This window comes from uncultured Sphingomonas sp. (genome assembly GCF_964237335.1).
In the GTDB taxonomy this organism is placed as follows: Bacteria; Pseudomonadota; Alphaproteobacteria; order Sphingomonadales; family Sphingomonadaceae; genus Sphingomonas.
On record NZ_CAXSHM010000006.1, the window covers coordinates 67,874 to 92,857 of the forward strand.

Consider the following 24,984-nt stretch of genomic DNA (forward strand, 5'->3'; position numbering starts at 1 on the left):
GCGTCAGCCCGCCTTCGCCGCGCCACTGCCGCTGGCGCTCTTGTCGCCCTTCTTGGGTGGCGCGATCTTCTGGGGCGTGTTGTCCGGCACCGGGCGGATCGCCTGGTTGGGCTTCAGCGTCGCGAGCCCTTGCGTGATCACCTTGTCTCCCGGCTTCAGCCCGCTCGTCACGACCCAGAAGGGGCCGTCGGTACGATCCGCGGTGACGGTGCGCTGGATCGCGTGGTTGTTCGCGCCGACGAGGTACAGCGTCGCGGCGCCCTGCGGATCGCGCGTGATCGCCGGCTCCGGCACCTTGATGGCGTTCTGGTCGGTCGCCTGGGCGAAGTTCGCGCGCACGAACATGCCGGGCAGCAGGACGCCCTGCGGATTGGGGAAGCGCGCGCGCAGCGTCACCGTGCCGGTGGACTGGTCGACCACGACCTCCGAGAACTCGACGCTGCCGGTCTGGCCATAGTCGCTGCCGTCGTCGAGCTTCAGCCGAACCACCGCGCGGGTCGGCACGATGCCGTCGTCCTTCGACAGCGCGCGGCGGAGCGCCAGGAGGCTGGAAGCGGACTCCTGGATGTCGACATAGATCGGGTCGAGCTGCTGGATCGTCGTCAGCGGATCGGTCTGGCTCGTCGTCACCAGCGCGCCGACCGTGAACAGCGATCGGCCGATCCGGCCGGTGATGGGCGCGGGAACGGTGGTGTAGCGCAGGTTGATCCGTGCCGTCTCGAGCGCCGCCCGGTTCTGGAGGACCGCTGCGCCGCCCTGGCGCGCGGTGGCGAGCGCGTTGGTGTAATCCTGCTTCGACACCGCCTCGATGTCGGCCAGCGGCTTGTAGCGATCGGCCTGGAGGCGCGTGGCCTCCGCATTCGCCTGCGCGCTTGCGAGGTTTGCGTTCGCCTGGTTCACCGACGCGCGATAGAGGCTGGGATCGATCTGATAGAGCGGCTGCCCCGCATGGACGATCGATCCCTCGACGAAGTACCGCTTCTGGACGAGGCCGGATACCTGCGGCCGTACGTCCGAACTCTGGTAGGCCACGGTACGCCCGGCGAGTTCCGTATCGAGTGCCACGCTGCTGGCTTGGACGACGACATAGCCGACCTGCGTCGGGCCGTGGGCGCCCGGTCCACCCTGCTTACCCTTGCCCCCACCACCGCCGGCCCCATCGCCGCTACCGCTGCTGCTGCTGCAGCCGGCGAGCGCAGAGGCCAACAGGGCCACGCCGACCAGTGCCGCACCGCTCGAGGATGGCGCGCCGCGGCGCCGGATTGGTTCACTCAGCAAGGTCGCCCGATCTGCCAGAAAGCCGAACGTCACCCGGGCCAGCGATGACCGGACCGGAAACGCTGCCCCCTTAGCGCCGCTTCGTGCAGGTGCGAAGCCGAATCGACCGAGGGAGGCTGATCCAGGCGTTGAAGACTCACCGGAGCGCGTCGGCCTTTACGTGCCCCTTCGCCCGCGCGATAGCGGCGCGCCAGCGTTCGTCGGCGGCATATGAAGGTGGCGGGATGCGGACATGGGTGGCCGGGATCATGGTGGCGCTGGCGGGGTCGACGTCGGCATGGGCGACGCCCGGGTTGGGGACGCCCGGGTCGGTGGCGGGGGCCGCGATGGCCGCTGACCCGCCCGTCCAGACGCCGGCCGCGCCCGCGACACCGGCAGCGGAGGCGGCTCGCCCCGCCGGAGCGCTGACGCTCGCCCGCGTCTTCGCCAACCCCGAGCTGTCGGGACCGCAGCCGCGCGCGCTGAAGCTGTCGCCCGACGGCGCGCTGCTGACGTCGCTGCGCAACCGGGCGGACGAGAAGGAGCGGTTCGATCTGTGGGCGACCGACACGCGCACCGGCGTCGCGCGGCTGCTGGTCGATTCCAAGAAGGTCGGCTCGGGCGCGGAACTGTCGGAGGCGGAGAAGATGCAGCGCGAGCGCACGCGCATCGGCGGCCAGCGCGGCATCGTCGGCTATGACTGGGCGCCCGACGGCAGCGCGATCCTGGTGCCGCTCGATGGCGACCTGTACCTCGCCGACGTCAGCGGTGGCGTGCGCCGGCTGACCACTATGCCCGGCGGCCAGTTGAACCCGGCGATCAGCCCGCGGAGCGGCTTCGTCAGCTTCGTGCGCGGCCAGAACCTGATGATCCAGCCGCTGAGCGCCAGTGGAGCCGGGAGCGGCGAGGCGAGGGCGGTGACGCAGCGCGGCGGCGGAACGATCCACTGGGGCGAGGCCGAGTTCGTCGCGCAGGAGGAGATGCACCGCGACACCGGCTATTGGTGGGCGCCCGACGAGAGCCGGATCGCGGTCGAACGCTTCGACGAGGCGCCGGTCGGCGTCGTCACCCGGGCCGCAATCGGCGCGAACGGCACCAAGGTGTACGACCAGCGCTATCCCGCCGCCGGCACCCCCAACGTGACGGTGGAGCTGTACGTCACCCGGATCGACGGGTCGGGCCAGGTGAAGGTGGATCTCGGCGCCGATCCCGACATCTACCTCGCCCGCGTCGACTGGACGCCAGACGGCAAGACGCTGCTGGTGCAGCGCGAGACGCGCGACCAGAAGCGGCTCGACATGCTGCGCGTCGATCCCGACACGGGCAAGTCGACGGTCTGGTTCACCGAGAAGTCCGGCGACCGCAGCTGGCTCAACCTGTCCGACGCCTATCACGCGATGCCGAACGGCGACCTGATCTGGAGCTCGGAGCGCGACGGCTATCGGCACCTCTATCGCTTCAGCAAGGGCAAGTGGACGCAGCTGACGCATGGGCCTTGGGTGGTGACCGACCTCGTCGGCGTCGACGAGAAGGCGGGGCGGCTGTACTTCACCGGCACGAAGGACGACGTGCTGGAGAACCAGCTCTATTTGCTCGACATCGCGCATCCGGCGCAGGTCACCCGGCTGACCGAGCGCGGCTGGACGAACGGCGCCACGATGGACGTGGCCGCCACGCGCCTGATCGTCAGCCGCTCCAACCCCGGCCAGCCGCCGCAGCAATATCTCGCCGACACGGCCGGCAAGCGGCTGGCGTGGATCAACGAGAACGCGCTGGTGCCCGGGCACCCCTATTACCCCTATGTCGCCCAGCACCAGCGGACGCAGTTCGGGACGCTGAAGGCCGATGACGGCACGACGCTGTATTGGGAGATGATCGCGCCGCCGGCCGTGCCGGGCAAGCGCTACCCGGTGTTCTTCCAGCACTACGGCGGCCCCGGCACCGGCCAGCAGGTGACGCGCGGCTGGCAGGGCGCGCTGCCGCAATATCTGGTCAGCCAGGGCTGGGTGTTCTTCCAGATCGACAACCGCGGCTCGTTCAACCGCGGCAAGGCGTTCGAGGACAAGATCTATCGCGCGATGGGCAGCGTCGAGGTCGCGGACCAGTTGAAGGGCGCCGAGTATGTGAAGTCGCTGCCGTTCGTCGATCCCGATCGCATCGCGATCTATGGCTGGTCCTACGGCGGCTACATGACGCTCAAGATGCTGGCGGCGAACCCGCACGTCTATGCCGCCGGCGTGTCGGGCGCGCCGGTGACCCGGTGGGAACTGTACGACACCCACTATACCGAACGCTATATGGGCAGCCCGAAGACGGACGCCGCCGCCTACCTCAAGTCCGACGCGCTGACGGACGCGACCGCGATCGCCGACCCGATGCTGCTGGTCCATGGCATGAGCGACGACAATGTCGTGTTCGAGAACTCCACCGCTCTCGCCGCGAAGCTGCAGGCGGCGGACCGGCCGTTCGAGATGATGTTCTACCCGGGCTACACGCACGCGGTGCGCGGGCCGGGGATCAGCGAGCATCTGTGGGGCACGATCCTCAACTTCCTCGATCGGGAAGTGAAGGACAAGCCGGCCAAGTAAGGCTATCCGGCCTCGAACGGCGGGCGCGCTGCAGACGTCCGTGAAAGGATTGATCGATGGGTTACCGGATCGTGGTCGCGGGCGCGACGGGCAACGTCGGGCGCGAGATGCTCAACATCCTCGCCGAGCGCGAGTTTCCCGCCGACGAGATCGCCTGCGTCGCGTCGTCGCGCTCGATCGGCGAGGTGGTGGACTATGGCGACACCGACCGTCAGTTCACCGTCAGGAACATCGAGCATTTCGATCCCGCCGGCTATGACATGGCGCTGTTCGCGATCGGGTCGGAGGCGACCAAGGTCTATGCCCCCAGGTTCGCGGCCGCCGGCTGCACGGTGATCGACAACTCGTCGCTCTACCGCATGGACCCGGACGTGCCGCTGGTCGTGCCGGAGGTGAACCCCGAAGCGATCGACGGCTACAAGCGGCGCAACATCATCGCCAACCCCAATTGCTCGACCGCGCAGATGGTCGTCGCGTTGAAGCCGCTGCACGACGTCGCGCGGATCAAGCGGGTGGTGGTCGCGACCTATCAGTCCGTGTCGGGCGCGGGCAAGGCGGGGATGGACGAGCTGTTCGAGCAGAGCCGCAACATCTTCGTCGGCGATCCCGCCGAGCCGCGGCTGTTCACCAAGCAGATCGCCTTCAACGTCATCCCGCACATCGACAGCTTCCTCGACGACGGGTCGACGAAGGAGGAATGGAAGATGGTGGTCGAGACCAAGAAGATCCTCGATCCCAAGATCAAGATCAGCGCGACCTGCGTCCGCGTGCCCGTGTTCGTCGGCCATTCGGAGGCGATCAACATCGAGTTCGAGGACGAGATCAGCGCCAACCGCGCGCAGGCGATCCTGCGCGAGGCGCCGGGCGTGATGCTGATCGACCGGCGCGAGGACGGCGGCTACATTACGCCTGTCGAATGCGTCGGCGAGTTCGCGACCTTCGTCAGCCGGGTGCGCGAGGACCCGACCGTTGAGAACGGCCTGTCGCTGTGGTGCGTGTCCGACAACCTCCGCAAGGGCGCGGCGCTCAACGCGGTGCAGATCGCCGAGCTGCTCGGCCGGCGGCACCTGCAGAAGGCGGCGTGATGCGGCGGGCCGCCCTGCTGACCGGCGTCATGCTGGTCGCGGGCTGCTCGCCCAATCCCCGCAACGAGATACCGGCGATCGCCGCGGCGGCGCTGACCGACATGGCGAGCACCGATCCCGGCCGGCACCTGTGCGTCCAGCGGACCATCGCGCCGTGGCGGCCGGCGGCGGAGGCCGGCCGCTACGATCCGCCCGCGCCGCCGGGGTTCGGGCCGCTGTACGCCGCCGAGTTCCACGGCGGCGGCGGGCTGAAGGGCGCGTCGGTGGGCGGCGTTCCGGTCGGCGGCGGGGCCGGGTGCGTCGACTTTCGCGGGCCGTTGGTGAGCGGCGACCGCGCGATGATCGAGGCGCATCTGGGCGAGGCGAGTCTCAACAACTGGTTGCGACGGACCGACGGCGACTGGCGCGTGGTGATGACGACGTCGAGCACATACCGGCGCTAGGGCCGCCCAGCCGAGGATCGACAGACATGACACCCGCTTCGATCGAACCGCACTATTTCGCTGCCGATGACGGCACCCGGCTCGCCTGGCACGAGGTGGGCGAGGGGAGGGCCGTCGTCCTGATCCACGGCTATCTGTCCGACGCGCGGACGAACTGGATCAGGTTCGGTCATGCCGCGGCCATCGCGGCCAGGGGCTTTCGCGTCGTGATGCCGGACCTGCGCGCGCACGGAAGCAGCGACAAGCCGCATGACCCGGCGCGCTATCCGCCCGACGTGCTCGCGGGCGACGGGCACGCGCTCATGCGCCACCTCGGCCTGACCGATTATGACCTCGGCGGCTACTCGCTCGGCGCGCGCACCGTCTGCCGGATGCTGGCGACCGGCGCCGCGCCGCGCCGCGTCGTGTTCTCCGGCATGGGGCTGGACGGGTTGACCGACGTCGCGCGGCGCGCGGGTCATTTCCGCCATGTGCTGACCAACCTTGGCCGGCACGAGCGCGGCTCGCCGGCGTGGATGACGGAGGCGTTCCTGAAGACGACCGGCGGCGATCCGGTCGCGCTGCTCGCCATCCTCGACACCTTCGTGGCAACGCCCCGAGCCGTGATCGAGGCGTTCGACGAGCCCGCGCTGGTCGTCAACGGCGCAACGGATCACGACAACGGCTCGGCCGCTGCGCTCGCCGACGCGCTGCCGCACGCGCGTTACACCGAGGTGCCCGGCAACCACATGAGCGCGGTCACACGCCCCGAACTGGGGGAGGCGATCGCGGACTTCCTCGCGGGGTGACCGGCGGGTCCGTCCTCAGGCTTCCTCGGGGATCGTGCTTTCGTCGGCGATCCCGGCGCCGAACGACTTGGTCGAGTCGGTCCCGTCCGGCTGGTGCGCCTTGACGTCGGGCGCCACCGGCGGCTCCTTCGGCTTGGGCGTGCTGCCCCGGAGCGCGAAGACGGCGGCGGTCGCGGCCGCACCGGCGGCGGCCAGCCCACCGGCGATCGCGACGGAGCCCCAGCTCCGGCCCGACTTGGCCGGCGTCTTCTTGCCGCGACCCTTGCCGCCGGTCGGGGGCGTGGCGCGCTTGGCGGCGCGGGGCTTCACCGCCTTGGCCGCGGACCTCGCCGCGCCCGCGACCGCCGCGGCGGGCTTGCTGGCGGCGTCGACGACGGCCTCCTCGGCCTTGGCGATCGTCGACTTCACCGCACGCGGCTTGCGCGCCGGCTTGGGAGCGGCGCCCTCGGGCTTGACGGCGGCCGGACGGCCCACGCGGCGACGGGTCGGCGCTGGAGCGGGCGCGGTCTCGGCGGCAGGGGCGTCGGGCGTGTCGTCGGCCATGATCGGTTCCTGTGCAGTAGGGACGGGTCGTCAATCAACGCATCGCCGCCACTTGGTTTCCCTGCCGCAACGATTCCCGCCTGGCGCTACCGGAACGGCGGCTCGTCGAACGCGCGCAGCTTGCGGCTGTGGAGCTTGGGGCCTTCGCGTCGCAGCTCCTCGCACGTCTCGATGCCGATCTTCATATGCTCGGCGATCGCGCGCTCGTAGAAGCGGTTGGCCTGGCCGGGGAGTTTGAGCTCGCCGTGCAACGGCTTGTCCGACACGCAGAGCAGCGTCCCGTACGGCACGCGGAAGCGATAGCCCTGCGCGGCGATCGTCGCCGACTCCATGTCGATGCCGACCGCGCGCGACAGCGAGAAGCGCAGCGCGGACTGCGAATAGCGCAGCTCCCAATTGCGGTCGTCGGTCGTCACGATCGTGCCGGTGCGCAGCCGACGCTTGAGCTCGTCCCCCGACTGGCCCGAGATAGTGGCGGCGGCGCGCGCGAGCGCCTGCTGCACCTCCGCAATCGCCGGCACCGGGATCTCGGGCGGCAGCACGTCGTCCAGCACATGATCGTCGCGCAGATACGCGTGGGCGAGGACATAGTCGCCGATGCGTTGCGAGGGCCGCAACCCTCCGCAATGCCCGATCATCATCCACGCCTCCGGGCGCAGCACCGCGAGATGGTCGCAGATCGTCTTGGCGTTGGACGGGCCGACGCCGATGTTGACCAGCGTGATGCCGGTGCGGTCGGGCGCGATCAGGTGATAGGCCGGCATCTGATGCCGCCGCCATGCGCTGTCCGTCACCAGCCGCTCGACGTCGGCTCCGTCATCGATCACCACCCCGCCCGCGCCCGACAGCGCGGTGAACCGACTTCCCTCACCCAATTGCGACGCACCCCAGCGGACGAACTCGTCGACGTAGCGATGGTAGTTGGTGAACAGCACGTATCTCTGGCAATGCTCGGGCGGGGTGCCGGTGTAATGCCGCAGGCGCGCGAGGCTGAAGTCGGTGCGCAGCCCGTCGAACAGCGCGAGCGGCCGCTCCGCCTCCGACGATTGCCAGAGCCCGTCCGCGATCTCGTCGCCGATATGCGCGAGCTCGGTCGCCGGGAAGAAGCGCGCGATCTCCGACGCCGACACCTCGTCGAGGCTCAGCGCATGGCCGGGATCGAGCACATAGGGGAAGGGGATTTCCTGCCGCCCCGCCGCCGCCTCGACGGTGACGTCGTAATCCTCGATCAGCAGCGTCAGCTGTTCGGTCAGATAGTCGGCGAACAGCGCGGGCTTGGTCACGCTGATCCGATAATCGCCCGGGATCGACAGCCGGCCGAACGAACGCATCGGCGTCGCGCGCACCGCGCCGCCCTCCGACGGGTCGCCGCGATACGTCAGGCGGATCTCGGGATAGGCGAACGATCCGTCGCGCCGTGTCTCCGGATCGGGCGGGGAGCCGTCGCGGATATAGGCGGTGAGTGCTTGCTGGAGCCGATCGACCGAGGCGCGGTACAGACGGTCCAGCTTGGCGACGATGTCGGCGGCTTGGGTCATGCCGGGGTGGCTACGGCGCGGGTATGACGCTGGCAAGACCGGTGCCGCCCGCCGGCCCACACTGCGACGGGCGGAAGGGCGGGCAGGCGGGATCGGGTCAGATCTGATCGAGGAGATGCTCGGCCGAGCTCACCGAATATTGGCCCGGCTCCTCGACGTTCAGCTGCTCGATCACGCCGTCCTTCACCAGCATCGCATACCGCTGGCTGCGCTGGCCGAGGCCGAACTTCGATCCGTCCATCGTCAGACCCAGCGCAGTCGCGAAATCGCCGTTGCCGTCCGCCAGCATCGTGATTGCGTCCGCGCCCGTCGACTTGGCCCAGGCGGCCATCACGAACGGGTCGTTGACGGAGGTGCAGGCGATCTCGTCCACGCCCTTCGCCTTCAGCTCGCCCGCCTTGTCGATGTAGCTCGGCAGGTGGCGCGCCGAGCAGGTGGGCGTATAGGCGCCGGGCACCGCGAACAGCGCGACGGTGCGGCCCGCGAAGAAATCGTCCGAGCTCACCTGGTCGGGACCGTCGGCGGTCACCTTGGTGAGGGTGGTGGTGGGCACGCGCTGGCCGGTGCTGATCGTCATCGGGAGGTCTCCTGGCTGTCGCGCTGTGGATGCGCGGCCGCGCTCCACCTCGCAAGCGCGGCGACTGATTTCAAGCATGGCGACACCGCCGCCCGCCGCCTAGGATGGCGACGAATGGAGACCAGCAACTTCCTGACCGGCCAGTTCCTCCTCGCGATGCCCGGCATCGGCGACCCGCGCTTCGATCGTGCGGTGATCGCGATGTGCAGCCATGACGAGGACGGCGCGCTCGGGATCGGGCTGGGCAGCACGCTTCCGGGCCTGGGGCTCCACGACCTGCTCGGCCAGCTCGACATCGACCTGGGCACCGCCCCGGACGCGCCCGTCCATCTCGGCGGGCCGATGGAACCGCGGCGCGGCTTCGTCCTGCACTCCACCGATTGGGGCGGGCAGGACACGGTGGACGTCGCAGGCCGGTGGGCGATGTCGGCCACGCTCGACATCCTGAGCGCGATTGCCGGCGGGTCGGGGCCGAGCCGCTGGGCGGTGGCGCTCGGCTATGCCGGCTGGGGCGCGGGGCAGCTGGACGGCGAGATGACGCGCCACGGCTGGCTCAACGTACGCGGCGACGCGGGCCTGCTGTTCGACGTGCCCGCGGACGGCCGCTGGGAGCAGGGCTTCGCCTCGGCCGGGATCGACTGCCGGCTGCTGGCGGCATTCACCGGGACGGCCTAGCCCGAGCCGCATTTAGCAGTTGGCAAGGTGACCCCGATTATCTGGACGTCATGGATACCCTGATCCACCTTTCCGCCGTCCTGCGCGCGACGGCCATCGCCTGGTGTTTCAGCCTGTCGATCATGACGGCAGTGGAGCTGACGCTTCCCCGCGATCGCTACCCGGTATCCGGCCGCCTGGCGGGCGTGATGTTCTGGACGTTATGGCTGTCGGCCAATGCGACCGCGGTCGCGCTGTTCCACCTGTTATGGCGAAGCCTCGGCATCCAGCCGATCGTCCTGCTGCCGACGAGGGCCGCGTGGGCCGGTCCGCTGGCCTGCGTGATCGCGCCTCTGCTGGGATCGATCGTGTACGACTTCTTCTTCTACTGGTGTCATCGCGCGCAGCATCGCTGGCTGTGGAAATATCATGCGGTGCATCACTCGATCACTGAACTTTCGGCAGTGAACGCCTTTCACCATATCAGCGAGCCGTTGTTCCAGATCGCCCTGATCGCGATCCCGTCGAGCCTGATCGCCGCGGACCTCACCGTCGCGATGCCGATCGTGATCATCCTGCTTCAGCTGCAGGCGGCCTTCATCCACTCGTCGACGACGCTTCACCTGGGGCCGCTTCGCTGGCTGCTCGTGGACAACCGGTTCCACCGCATCCACCATTCGGTCGAGCACCGGCATTTCGACTATAATTTCGGTGCGATGACGACGATCTGGGATCGTCTGTTCGGCACGGCCTGGATGCCCGCGAAGGACGAGTGGCCGGAGACCGGCATCGCCGAAGTCGGTCAGCCTGCGACGCTACGCGACTGGGTGATGCTGCCCGCCGATTACACGGCGGCCGTCGAGCAGGATCCGGTCGTCGCTCGGCGGACTGTTCCCGCCGCATGATATAAAGACATCTTTATATTTGCATGCGAAACCTGGAACCGGTAGGGCGCACGCCATCAAACCTGCCGGAGATACGACCGTGGCCACCGTCCTCGACACCCCCCCCATCCAGACAGGCGCCAGGACGCAGGACTATGTCGTCCGCGACATCAGCCTTGCCGCGTTCGGTCGCAAGGAGATCGACATCGCCGAGACGGAGATGCCCGGCCTGATGGCGCTGCGCACCGAGTTCGGCGCGTCTCAGCCGCTGAAGGGCGCGCGGATCACCGGGTCGCTGCACATGACGATCCAGACGGCGGTGCTCATCGAGACGCTGACCGCGCTGGGCGCTGAGGTCCGCTGGGCGACGTGCAACATCTTCTCGACGCAGGACCATGCCGCCGCCGCGATCGCCGCGACCGGCGTGCCGGTGTTCGCGGTCAAGGGCGAGAGCCTGGCCGAGTATTGGGACTATGTCGGCGACATCTTCAACTGGGGCGCGGACGCGGATGGCGACACCGCCAACATCATCCTCGACGACGGCGGCGATGCCACGATGTTCGCGCTGTGGGGCGCGAAGATCGAGGCCGGCGCGACGCTGGGCGAGCCGGAGAACGACGAGGAGGTCGAGTTCCAGCGCGCGCTGAAGGCGTATCTCGCCAAATATCCGGGCTATCTGACTCGTACCGTCAAGAACCTGAAGGGCGTGTCGGAAGAGACCACCACCGGCGTCCATCGCCTGTACGAGATCGCCAAGAAGGGCGAGCTTCCGTTCCCCGCAATCAACGTCAACGATTCGGTGACCAAGTCGAAGTTCGACAATCTGTACGGCTGCAAGGAGTCGCTGGTCGACGCGATCCGCCGTGCGACCGACGTGATGCTCGCCGGCAAGGTCGCCTGCGTCGCGGGCTTCGGCGACGTCGGCAAGGGCTCGGCCCAGTCGCTGCGCAACGGCGGCGCGCGCGTGATGGTGACGGAAGTCGACCCGATCTGCGCGCTGCAGGCGGCGATGGAGGGCTTCGAGGTCGTGACGATGGACGAGGCGGTGAAGCGCGCCGACATCTTCTGCACCGCGACCGGCAACGCCGACGTCATCACCGCCGAGCATATGGCGGCGATGAAGCCGATGAGCATCGTGTGCAACATCGGCCATTTCGACAGCGAGATCCAGATCGCCGCCCTGTCCAACTACGCCTGGGACGAGGTGAAGCCGGGCACCGACCTGGTGAAGTTCCCCGACGGCAAGCAGATCATCATCCTCGCCAAGGGCCGCCTGGTAAACCTGGGCTGCGCGACGGGGCACCCGTCGTTCGTGATGAGCGCGTCGTTCACCAACCAGACGCTGGCGCAGATCGAGCTGTTCACCAAGGGCGAGAACTACAAGAACCAGGTCTATGTCCTGCCCAAGCACCTCGACGAGAAGGTCGCGGTGCTGCACCTCGAGAAGCTGGGCGTGCACCTGTCGCAACTGACGCCCAAGCAGGCCGGCTATATCGGCGTGCCCGTCGAGGGCCCGTTCAAGCCCGACCACTACCGCTACTGATCCGCTCGCGGATCGCCGGGCAGCGAGGCCGCGTCCGTCATCCGACGGGCGCGGCCTTGCTTTGTTGGACCGAAATGGCAAGCAAGGAGCCGCTCTTTGCTTCGTCGGGTAAGTTTGCCGTCCGGCACATGGCGCGCCCACACCCTCCGCGCGTACGCGAGGAGGGTGCGACTTTAGGGACTTTTGCCGCATGGCGCGCCGCCGATTGCCGCCCCCCGGCGGGATGGCCTAAGAGCGACGGATGACGGGGCAGGCCAGCGACGCTACGGGGCGATGGGCGTGATTGGGACGACCGCGCTCCTCCTGGCCGGCGCCATCGTCGCCGCGCTCGTCGTGGGCGGCGCGGCGATGCTGTTCGTCGGCGTACGGGCGCGCAAGGCGGCCTCGGGCGAGGCGCACACCGCCCGCCGGCTGCAGGCGATGGTCGCCTCCGCGCCGCTGCAGGCGATGGTCGTACGTGTGGACGGCCAAGTGGAGCTGTCGGACCGGCTCGTCGGCTGGCTGGGGCTGACGTCGTCGCCGCGCTATCTGGCCGATCTGCAGAGGCGTGATCCTGACGGCGGTGGCGGGTTGACGCAGGCGGATGCGGCCGCGCTCGCCGCCGATGTCGCCGCCGCCGCAAAGGCGGCCCGCCCGTTCTCGCGCAGCCTGCGACCGCAAGGATCGAACCGGGTGCTGGTCGCCCGCGGCGCCCGGGCGGCGGCCGGCGCCGCGCCGCACGGCGCCGTCGTCGTCTGGATCTTCGATGCGACCGAACGCGAGGAGGAACTGGCGCGCGTCGCCGGCGAGGCGGAGCGGCTGCACGCAGCGTTCGAGGCACTGGCCGGGCTGATCGAGGCGGCGCCGCTGCCGATGTGGTACCGCGGCGCGGACCTGTCGCTGATGCTCGCCAACACCGCCTATGTCGCGGCCGTCGAGGGCGTGGATGCGGACGACGTCGTCTCGCGCGGGCTGGAACTAGTGGAGGCGACGGGCGCCGGCGGGCCGCTTGCGGGCGCCGCCGCGGCGCGCGACGCCGGGCGCCCGCACGAGCAGGTTGTGCCCGCGACGATCGACGGTGCCCGCCGGATGCTCAAGGTCGTCGACGTGCCGCTCGCGACCGGCGGTGTCGCCGGCTATGCGATCGACGTCGAGGAGCTCGAACAGGCGCGTGCCGGGGTCAAGCGCTTCGCCGATGCCCAGCGCGCGATGCTCGACCGCCTGTCGTCCGCGGTCGCGCAGTTCGGTGCCGACCGCAGCCTGGTGTTCTGCAACCAACCGTTCCGCCGGCTGTTCGCGATGCGCGCCGAGTGGCTGTCCGACCGGCCCGAGTTCGACCGCGTGCTCGAACGGATGCGCGAGGCCAATCGCCTGCCCGAAGTCCGCGACTTCCCCGCCTGGCGCGCGGAGCGGAGCGAGTGGTTCTCGACCACCGGTGCCGGCCACGAGGAGAACTGGCATCTGCCGGGCGGCGTCCACCTGCACCTGGTGGGCCAGCCGCTGCCCGACGGCGGCCTGCTGCTGGTGTTCGAGGATCGCACCGAGCAGGTGCAACTCGCCGGCGCGCGCGACACGTTGCTGCGCGTGCGGACGGCGACGTTCGACAACCTGTTCGAGGCGCTGGGCGTGTTCGCCGCCGACGGCCGGTTGCAGTTGTGGAACAACCGCTTCCGCTCGCTGTGGGGCGTCGAGGAAGAGTTCCTGAACGCGCACCCGCGGGTCGACGCGATCGCGGAAGCGGTCGCGAACAGGCTCGCGACGCCCGCCCGCGCCGCGCTGATCGCCGAGCTGGTCCGGTCGGCCACCGTCGAGCGCCAGCAGCGCGGCGGGCAGGTGGCGTTCGCCGACGGCCGGCATTTCGAGTTCGCCGCCGTGCCGCTGCCCGACGGCAACGCGCTCTTCACCATGCTCGACATCTCGGACAGCCGCCGGATCGAGCAGGCGCTGCGCGACCGGAACGAGGCGTTGGAAGATGCGGATCGCGTCAAGACCAGCTTCGTCGCCAACATGAGCTACGAGCTGCGGACGCCGCTCACCTCGATCAGCGGCTTCGCGGAGATGCTGCACGGCGGCTATGCCGGCAAGCTGACGCCGCAGGCCGACGGCTATGTCGAGGCGATCCTCGACTCCGTGGAGCGGCTGGGCGTGCTGGTCGACGACGTGCTCGACCTGACGGGCGGCAAGGACGGCGGCGCGCCGATGGAGCGCGAGGACGTCGATCTCGGGAGTGTCGCGCGGGCGGCGGCGGAGACGGTGATGCCGTCGGCCAAGCGGCACCGCATCGACTTCGCCGTCGAGATCGCGCGGTCGACCGGGCGCGTGACTGGCGATCGGCGACGGTTGAAGGAGGTGATCGAGCACCTGCTGCGCCACGCCGTCACCGCCAGCGCCGAGGGTGGCCGCATCCTGCTCCACGCCGACGGCAATGCGACGCGGGCGCGGATCGTGGTCTCGGACGACGGCGCCGGGATGGACGCGGATGCCGTCGCGCACGCCTTCGATCGGTTCGCCGGGTCCGGCGTGACGACCAGCGGCGAGCGGGCGCTCGGACTGGGCTTGCCGCTCGCCCGCCAGTTCGTCGAGGCGCATGGCGGCACCGTCGAGCTGGTCAGCGAGCCCGGCCAGGGCACACTGGTGACGGTCGAGCTTCCTCGTCGGTGAGAGCCGCGCGATGATCCTGGCCGATGCGGCCGAGACCGACAGGCTAGGTCGGCGGCTCGGCGCGCTCGTGCGGCCCGGCGACGTGATCGCGCTCGAAGGTCCGCTCGGCGCCGGCAAGACGAGCCTTGCGCGCGGCCTGCTCGCGGCCCTGGGGCTCGCGGGCGAGGCGCCGAGCCCGAGCTTCGCGATCGTCCAGCCCTATGCGCCGCCCGAGACGCGGCTACCGGTGCTCCATGTCGACCTCTACCGGATCGAACGGGCGGACGAGCTGGACGAGCTGGGCCTGGACGAAGCGCTCGCCGAGTCGGTTCTACTGGTCGAGTGGCCGGAGCGGGCCGGTGACGGGCATTGGCCCGACGCGCTGAGGCTGTCGCTCGCGATCCGGCCGGACGAGGGGCGCGCCTTGACAGCCCGGGTGCCCGCGGCATGGAAGGACCGATGGCCACCGACATGACACCGCCTGCGGGCGCGCCGGCGTTCCTCGCGGCGCACGGCTGGGATGGGGCCGCCATCGCGCCGCTGGCGGGGGACGCGTCGTTTCGGCGCTATTTCCGCGTGACGGACGGCTCCCGCTGCGCCGTCCTGATGGACGCGCCGCCGCCGCGGGAGGACCCGCGTCCGTTCCTCGCCGTCGCCGCCTGGCTTACGGAACACGGCTTCCGCGCGCCGATCGTCCACGCCGCGGACCCGTCGGCGGGGTTCGTGCTGCTGGAGGACCTGGGCGACGACCGAATGCGGGAGGCGATCGACGCCGATCCCGACGCGGCGGTCGGTCTGTACGAGCAGGCGATCGAGGTCCTGGTCGGCTTGCGGGCGCATCCCGCCGGCCCCTTCCCGCCCTATGACAAGGCGGTGCTCCATCGCGAGGCCGCGCTGTTCGTCGACTGGTATTGCCCCGCCGTCGGGCTGACGCTGGATGCGACCGGGTATCGGCGGGCGTGGGACGCGGTGCTTGATCCGGCGATCGCCGACGAGCCGGTGACGGTGCTACGGGATTACCACGCCGAGAACCTGATGTTGACGGGTAGCCCGCCCGCGCTCGGCTTGCTCGACTTCCAGGATGCGCTCGCCGGTCACCCTGCCTATGACCTCGTCTCGCTGCTGCAGGACGCGCGGCGCGACGTCGATCCCGAGCTGGAGCGGTCGATGCTGGCCCGCTATGTCGCAGCGACCGGCGAAGGGGAGCGGTTCATGGACGCCTACCATGTGCTGGGCGCGCAGCGGAACGCGAAGATCCTCGGCATCTTCACGCGGCTGTGGCGACGCGACGGCAAGTCCCGTTACGCCGCGCTGTGCCCGCGGGTGTGGACCTATCTGGAGCGGGACTTGAGCCATCCGGCGCTCGAGCCGGTGGCGCGCTGGTTTGACGGGAACGTGCCGCGTGACAGGCGCGGCGATCCGCTGCTGCTGGCGGCCCAATGACGCTGCCGGTCATGCTGCGCCCCGATCCGGGCGGCGCCGTGCCGCAAACCGCGATGGTGCTGGCCGCAGGGCTGGGCAAGCGGATGCGACCGCTCACCGCCACCCGACCCAAGCCGCTGGTCGAGGTGGCGGGCAAGCCGCTGATCGATCACGTGCTCGACCGGCTGCGCGCCGCGGACGTGCGGCGCGTGGTGGTCAACGTCCATTACCTGGCGGATGCGATCGAGGCGCATCTGGCGGCGCGGGCTAGCGACCTAGATGTCGTGATCTCCGACGAGCGCGACCGGTTGATGGAAACCGGCGGCGGCCTGGCGCGCGCGCTGCCGCTGCTGGGAGACGCGCCTTTCCTGTGCGTCAACAGCGACAATCTGTGGGTCGACGGACCGGCCGACGCGATCCGGCTGCTGGCGGCGCAGTGGGACGATGAGGCGATGGACGCGCTGCTGCTGATGGTGCCCTATGCGCGCGCCGCCAATCACCAGGGGCAGGGCGACTTCCACCTCGATGGGCGCGGCCGGATCGTCCGGCGTCGTCAACCCGGCCGCGTCGCGCCGTTCGTCTACACCGGCGTGCAGATCCTATCGCCGCGCCTCATCGCCGACTGGCCGGCGGGGCCGTTCTCGACGATGTTCTTCTGGGAGCGCGCCATCGCCGCAGGGCGCGCGTTCGGGGCGGTGCATCAGGGGCTATGGTTCGACGTCGGGACGCCGGGCGCGATCGCGCGCACCGAGGCGCGGCTGGCCGAGGGTTGAGCGACACGCCATGGCGCTTCACCTCTACACCATACCCGCGGTCCGCTCGTTCGCCGACGCGCTCGCCGGCGGCCTGATCGACCGCTACGGCGGCGATCCGCTAGGCCTCGCCCGGGGCCTGGTGCTGCTGCCCAACAACCGCGCGCGCCGGGCGGTGACCGACGCGTTCGTGCGCGCCAGCGGTGGCGGGCTGCTGCTGCCGCGGCTGGTCGCGATCGGCGACGTGGAGGCGGCGGAGGGCGTCGGTGCGCTCCTCGAACCGGCCGGTGCCGAAGCCGTACCGCCCGCGGTGGCACCGCTCCATCGGCGCATGGTGCTGGCCCGCCTGGTGGGCGAGGAACGTCGGCGTGCCGGCGCGCCGGTGGACGCGGCCGAAGCCGTACGCCTGGCGGGTGACCTTGCGCGGACGCTCGACCAGTTGCTCGTCGAGGAGATCGCGCCGCATCGGCTGCGCGATCTGGAACTGGCCCCCGAGTTATCCGCGCATTGGCAGCGCAATCTCGCGTTGTTCGAGCTGTTGCTCGATCGCTGGCCCGACGAGCTGGCGCGGATCGGCTGCGTCGATCTCGCGACCCGGCGCGCCATATTGCTCGATCGCGTCGCCACGCGGTGGCGCGGTGAGCCGCCGCCGGGGTTCGTCTGCGCTGCCGGCATCACGGACGCGGCACCCGCCGTGGCGCGGCTGCTGCGCTGCGTCGCGGGCCTGACCCGCGGGTCGGTGGTGCTCGCCGGCCTCGGCATCGACCTTGATCAGGAGGAATGGGACGCGATCGGGCCGTTCGTTCCCGACTCGGTGACCGGCCGCGCGCGCCGCCCGTCCGAGACGCACCCGCAATACCATTTGAAGCGACTGCTCGACCGGATGGGCGTCGCGCGCGGCGAGTTCGCGGTGTGGCGCGACCGGACCGGGCCACGGTCGACGCCGGCGCGGGCCAAGGCGATCGCCAGCGCCTTCGCCCCTGCCGAGCTGACCGGCCGCTGGACCGATCTGCCGGCCGAACAGCGCCGGTTGAGCGGCGTCGCGCTGGCCGAGTTCGCGACGGCCGCCGACGAGGCACAGGGTATCGCGCTCGCGCTGCGCGAAACGCTGGAGACGCTCGAGCGGACGGCTGCGCTGGTGACGCCCGATCGCGCGCTCGCCCGGCGCGTCGCGGCGCATTGTCGACGGTGGGGGATCGACATCGACGACACCGCCGGGAGGCCGCTGTCGATCCTGCCGCCGGGCACACTGCTGACCGCGATCGCCGAAGCTGCGGCGCAGCGGTTCGCGCCGCTCGCGCTGCTGGCGCTCGTCAAACACCCGCTGGTGCGGGCGGGCGACCGGCGGCTGCGCTGGCTTGACGGGGCACGGGCGCTGGATCGGGCGCTGCGGGGGCCGCGGCCGGCGGCCGGGCTGGGCGGGATCGACGCGCACCTCGCCGACCGGTCCGGTCGCGACAAGCAGGTGCGCGCGGCGGCCGCGGCATGGTGGCCCGAGGCACGCATCCTGCTGGAGCCGGTGGCCGAACATTTCGACGATCGTCCCCGGCCGCTCGCCGCGCTCGCCGCCTGCCTCCGCGAGGCGGCGCAGGAGTTGGCGGGGGACGAGGCATGGACGGGACCCGCCGGCCGGGCCGCCGCCGAGCTGCTCGCCGACCTGGAGGCGCAGCCGGACGGGCCGGCCGAGGTCGATCCCGCCAACCTCGCCCAGTTGCTGGTCACGCTGATGGATGAGGTGGCGATCCGGCCGCCACAGGGCGGCCATCCGCGCCTTGCGATCTACGGCCTGATCGAGGCGCGGCTGCAGTCGGCGGACCTGATGATCCTGGCCGGCCTCAACGAGGGTGTCTGGCCCGGTGGCGGCGCGCCGGACCCGTGGCTCGCGCCGCGCCTGCGTGCCGATCTCGGCCTCGCCGGGCTCGACGCCCGCGTCGGTGTCGCCGCGCACGATCTGGCGCAAGGGCTCGGCGCGCCGGCGGTGCTGCTGACCCGCTCGCGCCGCGATGCGCGCTCGCCCGCGCTCGCGTCGCGGTTCTGGCTGCGGCTGGAGGCGCTGGCGGGCGACCGGTTCGATCGCGCCGACGATCTCGTCGGCTGGGTCCATGCGCTGGACGATGCGGGCGAGCCGCAGCCTGCCGCCCGCCCGGCGCCGATGCCGCATGCCTCGCTTCGGCCCAAGGCGATCGCCGTCACCGAGGTCGATCGGTTGAAGGCCGATCCCTACGCCTTCTACGCGCGCCGCATCCTGCGCCTGTCGCCGCTCGACGCGGTGGATGCCGACCCGAGCGCCGCGTGGCGCGGCACCGCCGTGCACGACGTGCTCCAGCGCTGGGCGCAGGAGGACGATTGCGCGCTCGAGAAGCTGCGCCCGCGCGCCGCGGCGATGATCGCGGATGAGCGCACCCACCCGCTGCTCCGTGCCTTGTGGTGGCCGCGCCTCGCCGAAGCGATCGACTGGACCGCGGCCGAGATGGCGCGGTTGCAGGCGGAAGGGCGTGACGTGCTGGCGGTGGAGGGGAGCGGCGAGGCCGAGCTTGCCGGTGTGACGCTCACCGGCCGGTTCGACCGGATCGACCGTTTGCCAGGCGGCGGGCTCGGCATCGTTGATTACAAGACTGGCAAGCCGCCGTCGGCGCGCGCGGTGGCGGAGGGGTTCAGCCTACAGTTGGGGCTCCTGGGCCATATCGCGGCGGCGGGCGGTTTCGGACATGTCGATGGCGAGCCGGGCGCGTTCGAATATTGGTCGCTGGCGCGCAACCGTCAGGGTGGGTTCGGCTATCGGGAAAGCCCGTGCGACCCCGACGGCAAGCGGGACAAGGTGGTGACGTCGGAGTTCGTCACACTCGCGCAGGCCAGCTTCGCCGAGACCGCGCGGCGGTGGCTGACCGGCGAGGAAGCGTTCGTCGCCAAGCTGCACCCCGAATATGTGCCCTATGCCGACTACGACCAACTGATGCGCCAGGACGAATGGTACGGTCGTGAGTAGGGGCCTGTGAGTAGGGCCGCCTCCGGCACGCTGCCGATCCTGAAGGCCGCGCAGGCGCAGGCGAGTGCGCCCGATCGGCATGTCTGGCTCGCCGCCTCCGCCGGCACGGGCAAGACGCAGGTGCTGGCGGCGCGAGTCTATCGCCTGCTGCTGCGCGGCGTCGATCCGTCCGCCATCCTGTGCCTGACCTTCACCAAGGCGGGCGCGGCGGAGATGGCGGGGCGCATCAACGGCCGGCTCGCGGCCTGGGTGCGGATGCCCAAGGCGGACCTGCGCAAGGACCTGCTCGCGCTGGGCGAGGAAGCGTATGACGACGCGCTGGTGGCGCGGGCCCGCACGCTGTTCGCCAAGGTGCTCGACGCACCTGGTGGTGGCCTTCGCATCCAGACGATCCACGGCTTCTGCCAGTCGCTGCTCGCCGCCTTTCCGCTCGAGGCGGGGCTCGTGCCCGGCTTCCGGCCGCTGGAGGCGCGCGAGGAGGCGATCCTCGCGCGCGACACGCTGGCCACCCTGCTGGTCGATGCGGAGCGCGAGGGCAGGCCCGCGCCGGTCGCGACGCTCGGCGCGCTCAGCATCCGGCTGGGGGAGGGCGGGGCCGAGGAGTTCTTGCGCGCCTGCACCCATGCCGGCGAGGCGTTGAACGCGCTCGCGTCGCCGATCGCGCCGTGGCTGCGCGGACAGCTGGGGCTGCCCGACGGCCCGATCGAGGATCACCTGACCGGTGCCTGCGGTGACGACGCGTTCGATCGCGAGGCGCTGGAGGCGGTGGCGGCGATGAACCGGCAGTGGGGCACGAAGGGCGGCGTCGGTCGCGCGGAGGCGATCGGGCTCTGGCTCGCCGGCGCGGCGGAGGCGCGCAGCGCGGGGCTGGAGGCGCTGCATCAGGTGTGGGCCAAGTCGGATGGCGATCCCCGCTCGTTCGCCAAGGGACAGGCGCCCACGGATCCGCGCTATGCGGACCTCGCCACCCGGCTGCACGGCCGCTGCGCCGAGCTGCTGTCGCTGCGGGTGCGCGCGGCCTATGCCGACCTGCTCGCCGACGCGCTGACGGTGGGTCGCGACTATGCCGATGCCTACTCGCGGGCGAAGCGGCGGACGGGCGCGGTCGATTTCGACGACCTCATCTCGGCGACCGTGCGCCTGCTCGGCGAGCCGGGCATGGGCGACTGGGTGCGCTACAAGCTCGACCTCTCGACCGATCACATCCTGATCGACGAGGCGCAGGACACCAATGTGCGCCAGTGGCAGATCGTCGGCGCGCTGGCGGGCGAGTTCTTCGCCGGCGAGGGCGCGCGGGCCAGCCGTACCCGCACCTTGTTCACGGTCGGCGACTACAAGCAGGCGATCTTCGGATTCCAGGGTACCGACCCGCTGTTCTTCGCCGCCGCGGAGAAGCATTTCGAGAAGCTCGCGACGGCGGCGCCCGACGATCCGGCCGACGCGGGCCCCGAGTGGACGCGATTGTCGCTGATGCAATCGTTCCGGTCCACCCGGCCGATCCTCGAGTTCGTGGACGTCGCGGTCGACCAGATCGCGGCGCCCGGCATGGGGGACGCCGCGCCGGCCGAGCGTCATGCGAGCGAGGTGCCCGGTCCCGGCGCGGTCGAGCTGTGGCCGCCGGTGATCCTCGGCGGCGACCCCGACGACGAGGAGAGCTGGGTCGACGACGCCATTCGCGAGCTGGCGAAGCGCATCGCGCGCCGGGTGCGCGGCTGGCTTGATGAGGGTCTAATCCTCGGCAGCCGCGGCCGCGCGCTCCGGCCCGAGGACGTCATGATCCTCGTCAAGCGCCGGGGCGAGCTTGCGTCGCTGCTCGTCGCGCGGCTCCATGCCGAGGGCGTGCCGGTCGCGGGCGTCGATCGGCTGCGGCTCAACGGTCCGCTCGCGGTGCAGGACCTGCTCGCCGCGGTGCGGTTCGCGCTCCAGCCGGAGGACGACCTGTCGCTCGCCTGCCTGCTCGTCTCGCCGCTGATCGGCTGGAGCCAGGACGATCTGATGGTGGCCGCGCCGCGCGAGCGGGGCAGCCTGTGGCTGCATCTGCGCACGACGCAACCGCCCGAGAGGCTGGCGCCGCTGTCGGCGATGCTGGCGCGGGTCGACCTAATGACGCCGTACCAGTTCCTGGAGGAGCTGCTGTCGGGTCCGCTCGGCGGTCGCCGATCGCTGCTACGACGGCTGGGGCGCGAGGCGCGGGACCCGATCGACGAACTGCTCGCCGCCGCGCTCGATTTCGAGACCAAGACGGCGCCGTCGCTGCAACGCTTCCTCGACTGGTTCGATCGCGGCGAGGTGGAGGTGGTGCGCGATCCGTCGGCGCCGCTCGACGCTGTCCGGGTGATGACCGCGCATGGCGCCAAGGGGTTGCAGGCGCCGCTGGTGATCCTGGCCGATGCCTGCGTCGATCCGACGCTCAGCCCGCGCTCGACGCTGCGCTGGACGCCGGAAGACGGCGCGTTACCAGTGCCTGTGATCCGCCCGCGTGCCGGAGAGCGGGGCGGCCCGCTCGATGACGTGGTGACGGAAGCGGACCGGCGCGAGCTGGAGGAGCATTGGCGGCTTTTCTATGTCGCGGCGACGCGGGCGGAGGAGCGGCTGGTGATCGCCGGCTCGCTGGGTTCACGCGCCAAGGGCATCCCGCCTGCGCAAAGCTGGTACGCCACCGCGGCGCGGGCGATGGACACGCTTGGCGTCGGCGGCGAGCCCGCCGAGCGCCTGTTCGTCGGAACCGATCCGCAGCCGCCGGTGCGCGCCACGGCGAAGACGCGAGCCGAGCGCGCCGACCCCGCGCCACTGCCGACCTGGGCGGGCCGCCCGGCGCCACAGGAGGCGCGGCCGCCGCGCCCGCTTGCCCCCTCGTCGCTGGGGGTGGACGAAGTGACCGATCCGCCGCCCGGCCCGGCGATGCGCAGTGCCGCCGAGCGCGGGCGGCTGTTGCATGGCTTGTTCGAGCGACTGCCCGACGTGCCTGGTCCACGGCGTGCGGACGCCGCCGACCGGTGGCTGGCCGGGCAGGGCATCGCCGATCCGGCGGAGCGGGCGGCGATTGCGAACGACGTGCTGGCTATCATCGACGATCCCCGCTTCGCGGCGTTGTTCGGTGCGGGTTCGCTGGGCGAGGCGCCGATCGCGGCGGTCGTCGCGGACGGGGTCGTGGTGTCGGGCACCGTCGATCGGCTGCTCGTGACCGACGAGCGGATCCGCGTGGTCGACTTCAAGACCGGCCGCCGCGCGCCCACCGGACTGGACGAGGTGCCGCCTTATCATCTGCGACAACTCGCGGCCTATGCGGCGGCGCTGGGGGTGATCTTCCCGGGCCGGCCGGTGGAGGCGGCGCTGCTCTATACCGCGGGGCCGGTGCTGATCGAGCTGCCGCCCGAAATGCTCGCCGCGCACAAGCCGGGATTGCCGACGACGGAGCAAAGCTTGGCCGCGGGCGGTTGAGCGCGGGAACGCAACGCCCTACCTTTGATCCAGCACCAAGGAGCAGCCCCAGATGGCCACCAAGAAGATCACCGACGACAGCTTCCACGCCGACGTCATCAGCGCCGACAAGCCGGTGCTGGTCGATTTCTGGGCCGAGTGGTGCGGCCCCTGCAAGATGATCGGGCCGAGCCTGGAGGAGCTGTCCGAGGAACTGGGCGAGCAGGTGACGATCGCCAAGATCAACATCGACGAGAACCCCGACGCACCCGGCCGCTATGGCGTGCGCGGCATCCCGACGATGATCCTGTTCAAGGCCGGCGCCCCCGCCGCAACCAAGGTCGGCGCCTCTCCCAAGGGCCAGATCAAGGGCTGGTTGCAGGGCGAACTGGCTTGATGCCCATGGCCCCGGGTCGCTACCGGGGCCAACGCGACCGGAGCGCCGTTCAGCTCCGGTAATGCGCGTTGATGGTGATGTAGCCGTGCGTCAGGTCGCAGGTCCAGACGGTCGCTCGGCCGTCGCCTAGCCCGAGGTCGACGCCGATCTCAACCTCCTGACCCTTCAGGTGCGCCGCCACCGGCGCCTCGTCATACCCCGCAACCACCTGCCCCTCGCGCGCGACGAGCGTGTTGCCGAAGCGGATCGTCAGCAGGTCGCGCTCGGCCGATTCGCCCGCCTTGCCGACCGCCATGACGACGCGGCCCCAGTTGGCGTCCTCCCCCGCTACCGCGGTCTTCACAAGCGGCGAGTTGGCGATGCTCATCGCGATGCGGTGCGCGCTGCGGTCGCTTGTCGCCCCCGTCACCGCAACCTCGATGAACTTGGTCGCGCCCTCGCCGTCGCGCACCACCAGCTTGGCGAGGCGCAGGCACAGGTCGGCGAGCGCCGCGCGGAAGGCGTCGGCGCCCGCGCTCTCGTCATCCACCAATGCCGCGTTGCCCGCCGCACCGGTCGCGAAGGCGAGCACGGTGTCGCTGGTCGATGTGTCGCCGTCGACGGTGATGCATGAGAAGCTGCGCGCGTTCGCGTCGGCCAGCGCGCGCTGGAGGAAGGCGGGCTCGGCCGCAGCGTCGGTGAACACGAAGCCCAGCATCGTCGCCATGTCGGGCGCGATCATCCCCGATCCCTTGATGATACCGACCAGCGTCACCTCCCGCCCGTCGACGATCGCGGTGGTGCTCGCCGCCTTGGGGAAGGTGTCCGTGGTGCCGATCGACGTAGTGGCATCGAGCCATGTGGTGGCGGGCGCGACGAACGCGGCGGCGAGCCCCGCTTCCGCCTTATCGACCGGCAGGGGCACGCCGATCACGCCGGTGGAGGCGACGAACACGTCCGAGGGCGCGCAGCCCGCGTGGCGCGCGACCGCGGCGGCGATCGCCTCGACCGCCTCGCGTCCCCGCCCGCCGGTGAAGGCGTTGGAGTTGCCCGCGTTCACCACCAGCGCGCGCGCGTGGCCGAGCACCAGCGCGCGGCGGCACCATTCCACCTCGGGCGAGGGACAGCGGCTGTTGGTCAGCACACCCGCGACGCTCGTGCCGGCGGGGAAGGTGGCGAGCGTCAGGTCGCACCGATCCCAAGCCTTGTACCGCGCCCGTGCGACCTGGAGCGAGACGCCGGCGACCGGCGGTAGGTCGGGGAATGGCTGGGCGAGGGGGGAGGTTGTCATGGGTGCAAATCCGAGCCGGGGGGAAAGTAGGTAACAGTAGGTAACACCAAAAACGTGTTTTGGCGCATGCATGCCCGGGAGGAAGGCAGGATGGCTGCCCTGGAGGCACGAGAGAGGCGAGCGTGACGGTAGCCGCGTCGCTTTGACATGGAATGGGCGCTGTAGGACAGCGCGGAGTGCGTGACCGGGCGTCGGACGATCCGCCTGATTGCCCCGGG

General features: G+C 70.7%; 19 protein-coding genes. 14 read left to right on the top strand and 5 right to left on the bottom strand.

Annotated elements, in window-relative coordinates:
• Positions 1–3 precede the first annotated feature (3 nt).
• On the bottom strand, positions 4–1,215 hold the full coding sequence (locus ACFE65_RS05110; RefSeq protein ID WP_375381265.1) for an efflux RND transporter periplasmic adaptor subunit: 1,212 nt from the start codon (positions 1,213–1,215) through the stop codon (positions 4–6).
• 389 nt (positions 1,216–1,604) lie between these two features.
• Between ACFE65_RS05110 and ACFE65_RS05115 the strand changes: the two genes are divergently transcribed.
• Genes ACFE65_RS05115 through ACFE65_RS05130 form a run of 4 tightly spaced genes read left to right on the top strand, consistent with a single transcriptional unit; the run spans position 1,605 to position 6,161 of the window.
• Positions 1,605–3,845, top strand: a complete 2,241-nt coding sequence (locus ACFE65_RS05115) for a DPP IV N-terminal domain-containing protein (RefSeq protein ID WP_375381311.1) — start codon at positions 1,605–1,607, stop codon at positions 3,843–3,845.
• A 56-nt stretch (positions 3,846–3,901) separates the two neighbouring features.
• The gene (locus ACFE65_RS05120; protein ID WP_375381266.1) at positions 3,902–4,930 is read left to right on the top strand and encodes an aspartate-semialdehyde dehydrogenase; all 1,029 of its coding nucleotides are present in this window, start codon (positions 3,902–3,904) and stop codon (positions 4,928–4,930) included.
• Entirely contained in the window at positions 4,930–5,373 is a 444-nt protein-coding gene (locus ACFE65_RS05125; RefSeq protein WP_375381267.1) for a hypothetical protein, read from the top strand. Before ACFE65_RS05120 ends, ACFE65_RS05125 begins: the two co-directional genes overlap by 1 nt.
• A gap of 26 nt (positions 5,374–5,399) precedes the next feature.
• Complete coding sequence (locus ACFE65_RS05130) at positions 5,400–6,161, top strand: alpha/beta fold hydrolase (RefSeq protein ID WP_375381268.1); 762 nt, start codon at positions 5,400–5,402, stop codon at positions 6,159–6,161.
• A 15-nt stretch (positions 6,162–6,176) separates the two neighbouring features.
• Here ACFE65_RS05130 and ACFE65_RS05135 read toward each other — a convergent pair whose 3' ends face one another.
• The 3 genes from ACFE65_RS05135 to ACFE65_RS05145 all read right to left on the bottom strand — a co-directional run bounded on the left by ACFE65_RS05135 (position 6,177) and on the right by ACFE65_RS05145 (position 8,819).
• Positions 6,177–6,704, bottom strand: a complete 528-nt coding sequence (locus ACFE65_RS05135; protein ID WP_375381269.1) for a hypothetical protein — start codon at positions 6,702–6,704, stop codon at positions 6,177–6,179.
• 86 nt (positions 6,705–6,790) lie between these two features.
• Positions 6,791–8,242: an AMP nucleosidase gene (locus ACFE65_RS05140; protein ID WP_375381270.1), complete on the bottom strand. Its 1,452-nt coding sequence runs from the start codon at positions 8,240–8,242 to the stop codon at positions 6,791–6,793.
• 97 nt (positions 8,243–8,339) lie between these two features.
• A complete protein-coding gene (locus tag ACFE65_RS05145; RefSeq protein WP_375381271.1) occupies positions 8,340–8,819 on the bottom strand; it encodes a peroxiredoxin in 480 nt (159 codons plus the stop codon).
• 114 nt (positions 8,820–8,933) lie between these two features.
• Between ACFE65_RS05145 and ACFE65_RS05150 the strand changes: the two genes are divergently transcribed.
• From ACFE65_RS05150 to trxA, 10 genes are all read left to right on the top strand, one after another.
• Positions 8,934–9,494 (top strand): YqgE/AlgH family protein, encoded by a 561-nt coding sequence (locus ACFE65_RS05150; protein WP_375381272.1) that lies wholly within the window; start codon positions 8,934–8,936, stop codon positions 9,492–9,494.
• A 50-nt stretch (positions 9,495–9,544) separates the two neighbouring features.
• Positions 9,545–10,378, top strand: a complete 834-nt coding sequence (locus ACFE65_RS05155) for a sterol desaturase family protein (RefSeq protein WP_375381273.1) — start codon at positions 9,545–9,547, stop codon at positions 10,376–10,378.
• A gap of 106 nt (positions 10,379–10,484) precedes the next feature.
• Entirely contained in the window at positions 10,485–11,900 is a 1,416-nt protein-coding gene (gene ahcY / locus ACFE65_RS05160) for an adenosylhomocysteinase (protein ID WP_375381312.1), read from the top strand.
• Positions 11,901–12,173: 273 nt separating this feature from the next.
• Complete coding sequence (locus ACFE65_RS05165) at positions 12,174–14,540, top strand: PAS-domain containing protein (protein WP_375381274.1); 2,367 nt, start codon at positions 12,174–12,176, stop codon at positions 14,538–14,540.
• Between the two features lie 10 nt (positions 14,541–14,550).
• Positions 14,551–14,994 (top strand): tRNA (adenosine(37)-N6)-threonylcarbamoyltransferase complex ATPase subunit type 1 TsaE, encoded by a 444-nt coding sequence (gene tsaE, locus ACFE65_RS05170; RefSeq protein WP_375381275.1) that lies wholly within the window; start codon positions 14,551–14,553, stop codon positions 14,992–14,994.
• Positions 14,991–15,962 carry an aminoglycoside phosphotransferase family protein gene (locus ACFE65_RS05175; protein ID WP_375381313.1) on the top strand — a complete coding sequence of 324 codons (972 nt, stop codon included), beginning with the start codon at positions 14,991–14,993 and terminating at the stop codon, positions 15,960–15,962. The genes tsaE and ACFE65_RS05175 overlap by 4 nt, the downstream gene beginning before the upstream one ends.
• Positions 15,959–16,714 (top strand): nucleotidyltransferase family protein, encoded by a 756-nt coding sequence (locus ACFE65_RS05180; RefSeq protein WP_375381276.1) that lies wholly within the window; start codon positions 15,959–15,961, stop codon positions 16,712–16,714. Before ACFE65_RS05175 ends, ACFE65_RS05180 begins: the two co-directional genes overlap by 4 nt.
• A gap of 10 nt (positions 16,715–16,724) precedes the next feature.
• Positions 16,725–19,679 carry a double-strand break repair protein AddB gene (addB, locus tag ACFE65_RS05185; protein WP_375381277.1) on the top strand — a complete coding sequence of 985 codons (2,955 nt, stop codon included), beginning with the start codon at positions 16,725–16,727 and terminating at the stop codon, positions 19,677–19,679.
• Between the two features lie 6 nt (positions 19,680–19,685).
• Positions 19,686–23,120 (top strand): double-strand break repair helicase AddA, encoded by a 3,435-nt coding sequence (addA, locus tag ACFE65_RS05190; protein WP_375381278.1) that lies wholly within the window; start codon positions 19,686–19,688, stop codon positions 23,118–23,120.
• A gap of 52 nt (positions 23,121–23,172) precedes the next feature.
• Positions 23,173–23,496: a thioredoxin TrxA gene (trxA, locus tag ACFE65_RS05195; protein WP_375381279.1), complete on the top strand. Its 324-nt coding sequence runs from the start codon at positions 23,173–23,175 to the stop codon at positions 23,494–23,496.
• Between the two features lie 49 nt (positions 23,497–23,545).
• On the opposite strand, the gene argJ is transcribed toward trxA, so the two are convergent.
• On the bottom strand, positions 23,546–24,766 hold the full coding sequence (argJ, locus tag ACFE65_RS05200) for a bifunctional glutamate N-acetyltransferase/amino-acid acetyltransferase ArgJ (RefSeq protein WP_375381280.1): 1,221 nt from the start codon (positions 24,764–24,766) through the stop codon (positions 23,546–23,548).
• Between the last annotated feature and the right edge of the window lie 218 nt (positions 24,767–24,984).

What these genes read in the sequence shown, in the direction of transcription:
- ACFE65_RS05155 (WP_375381273.1), top strand. Translation starts at nt 9,545, where the DNA reads ATGGATACCCTGATCCACCTTTCCGCCGTCCTGCGCGCGACGGCCATC.
- trxA (WP_375381279.1), top strand. Translation starts at nt 23,173, where the DNA reads ATGGCCACCAAGAAGATCACCGACGACAGCTTCCACGCCGACGTCATC.
- tsaE (WP_375381275.1), top strand. Translation starts at nt 14,551, where the DNA reads ATGATCCTGGCCGATGCGGCCGAGACCGACAGGCTAGGTCGGCGGCTC.
- ACFE65_RS05140 (WP_375381270.1), bottom strand. Translation starts at nt 8,242, where the DNA reads ATGACCCAAGCCGCCGACATCGTCGCCAAGCTGGACCGTCTGTACCGC.
- ACFE65_RS05125 (WP_375381267.1), top strand. Translation starts at nt 4,930, where the DNA reads ATGCGGCGGGCCGCCCTGCTGACCGGCGTCATGCTGGTCGCGGGCTGC.
- ACFE65_RS05130 (WP_375381268.1), top strand. Translation starts at nt 5,400, where the DNA reads ATGACACCCGCTTCGATCGAACCGCACTATTTCGCTGCCGATGACGGC.
- ACFE65_RS05115 (WP_375381311.1), top strand. Translation starts at nt 1,605, where the DNA reads ATGGCCGCTGACCCGCCCGTCCAGACGCCGGCCGCGCCCGCGACACCG.
- ACFE65_RS05165 (WP_375381274.1), top strand. Translation starts at nt 12,174, where the DNA reads ATGGGCGTGATTGGGACGACCGCGCTCCTCCTGGCCGGCGCCATCGTC.
- ACFE65_RS05120 (WP_375381266.1), top strand. Translation starts at nt 3,902, where the DNA reads ATGGGTTACCGGATCGTGGTCGCGGGCGCGACGGGCAACGTCGGGCGC.
- argJ (WP_375381280.1), bottom strand. Translation starts at nt 24,766, where the DNA reads ATGACAACCTCCCCCCTCGCCCAGCCATTCCCCGACCTACCGCCGGTC.
- ACFE65_RS05180 (WP_375381276.1), top strand. Translation starts at nt 15,959, where the DNA reads ATGACGCTGCCGGTCATGCTGCGCCCCGATCCGGGCGGCGCCGTGCCG.
- ACFE65_RS05150 (WP_375381272.1), top strand. Translation starts at nt 8,934, where the DNA reads ATGGAGACCAGCAACTTCCTGACCGGCCAGTTCCTCCTCGCGATGCCC.
- ACFE65_RS05145 (WP_375381271.1), bottom strand. Translation starts at nt 8,819, where the DNA reads ATGACGATCAGCACCGGCCAGCGCGTGCCCACCACCACCCTCACCAAG.
- ACFE65_RS05135 (WP_375381269.1), bottom strand. Translation starts at nt 6,704, where the DNA reads ATGGCCGACGACACGCCCGACGCCCCTGCCGCCGAGACCGCGCCCGCT.
- addB (WP_375381277.1), top strand. Translation starts at nt 16,725, where the DNA reads ATGGCGCTTCACCTCTACACCATACCCGCGGTCCGCTCGTTCGCCGAC.
- ACFE65_RS05175 (WP_375381313.1), top strand. Translation starts at nt 14,991, where the DNA reads ATGACACCGCCTGCGGGCGCGCCGGCGTTCCTCGCGGCGCACGGCTGG.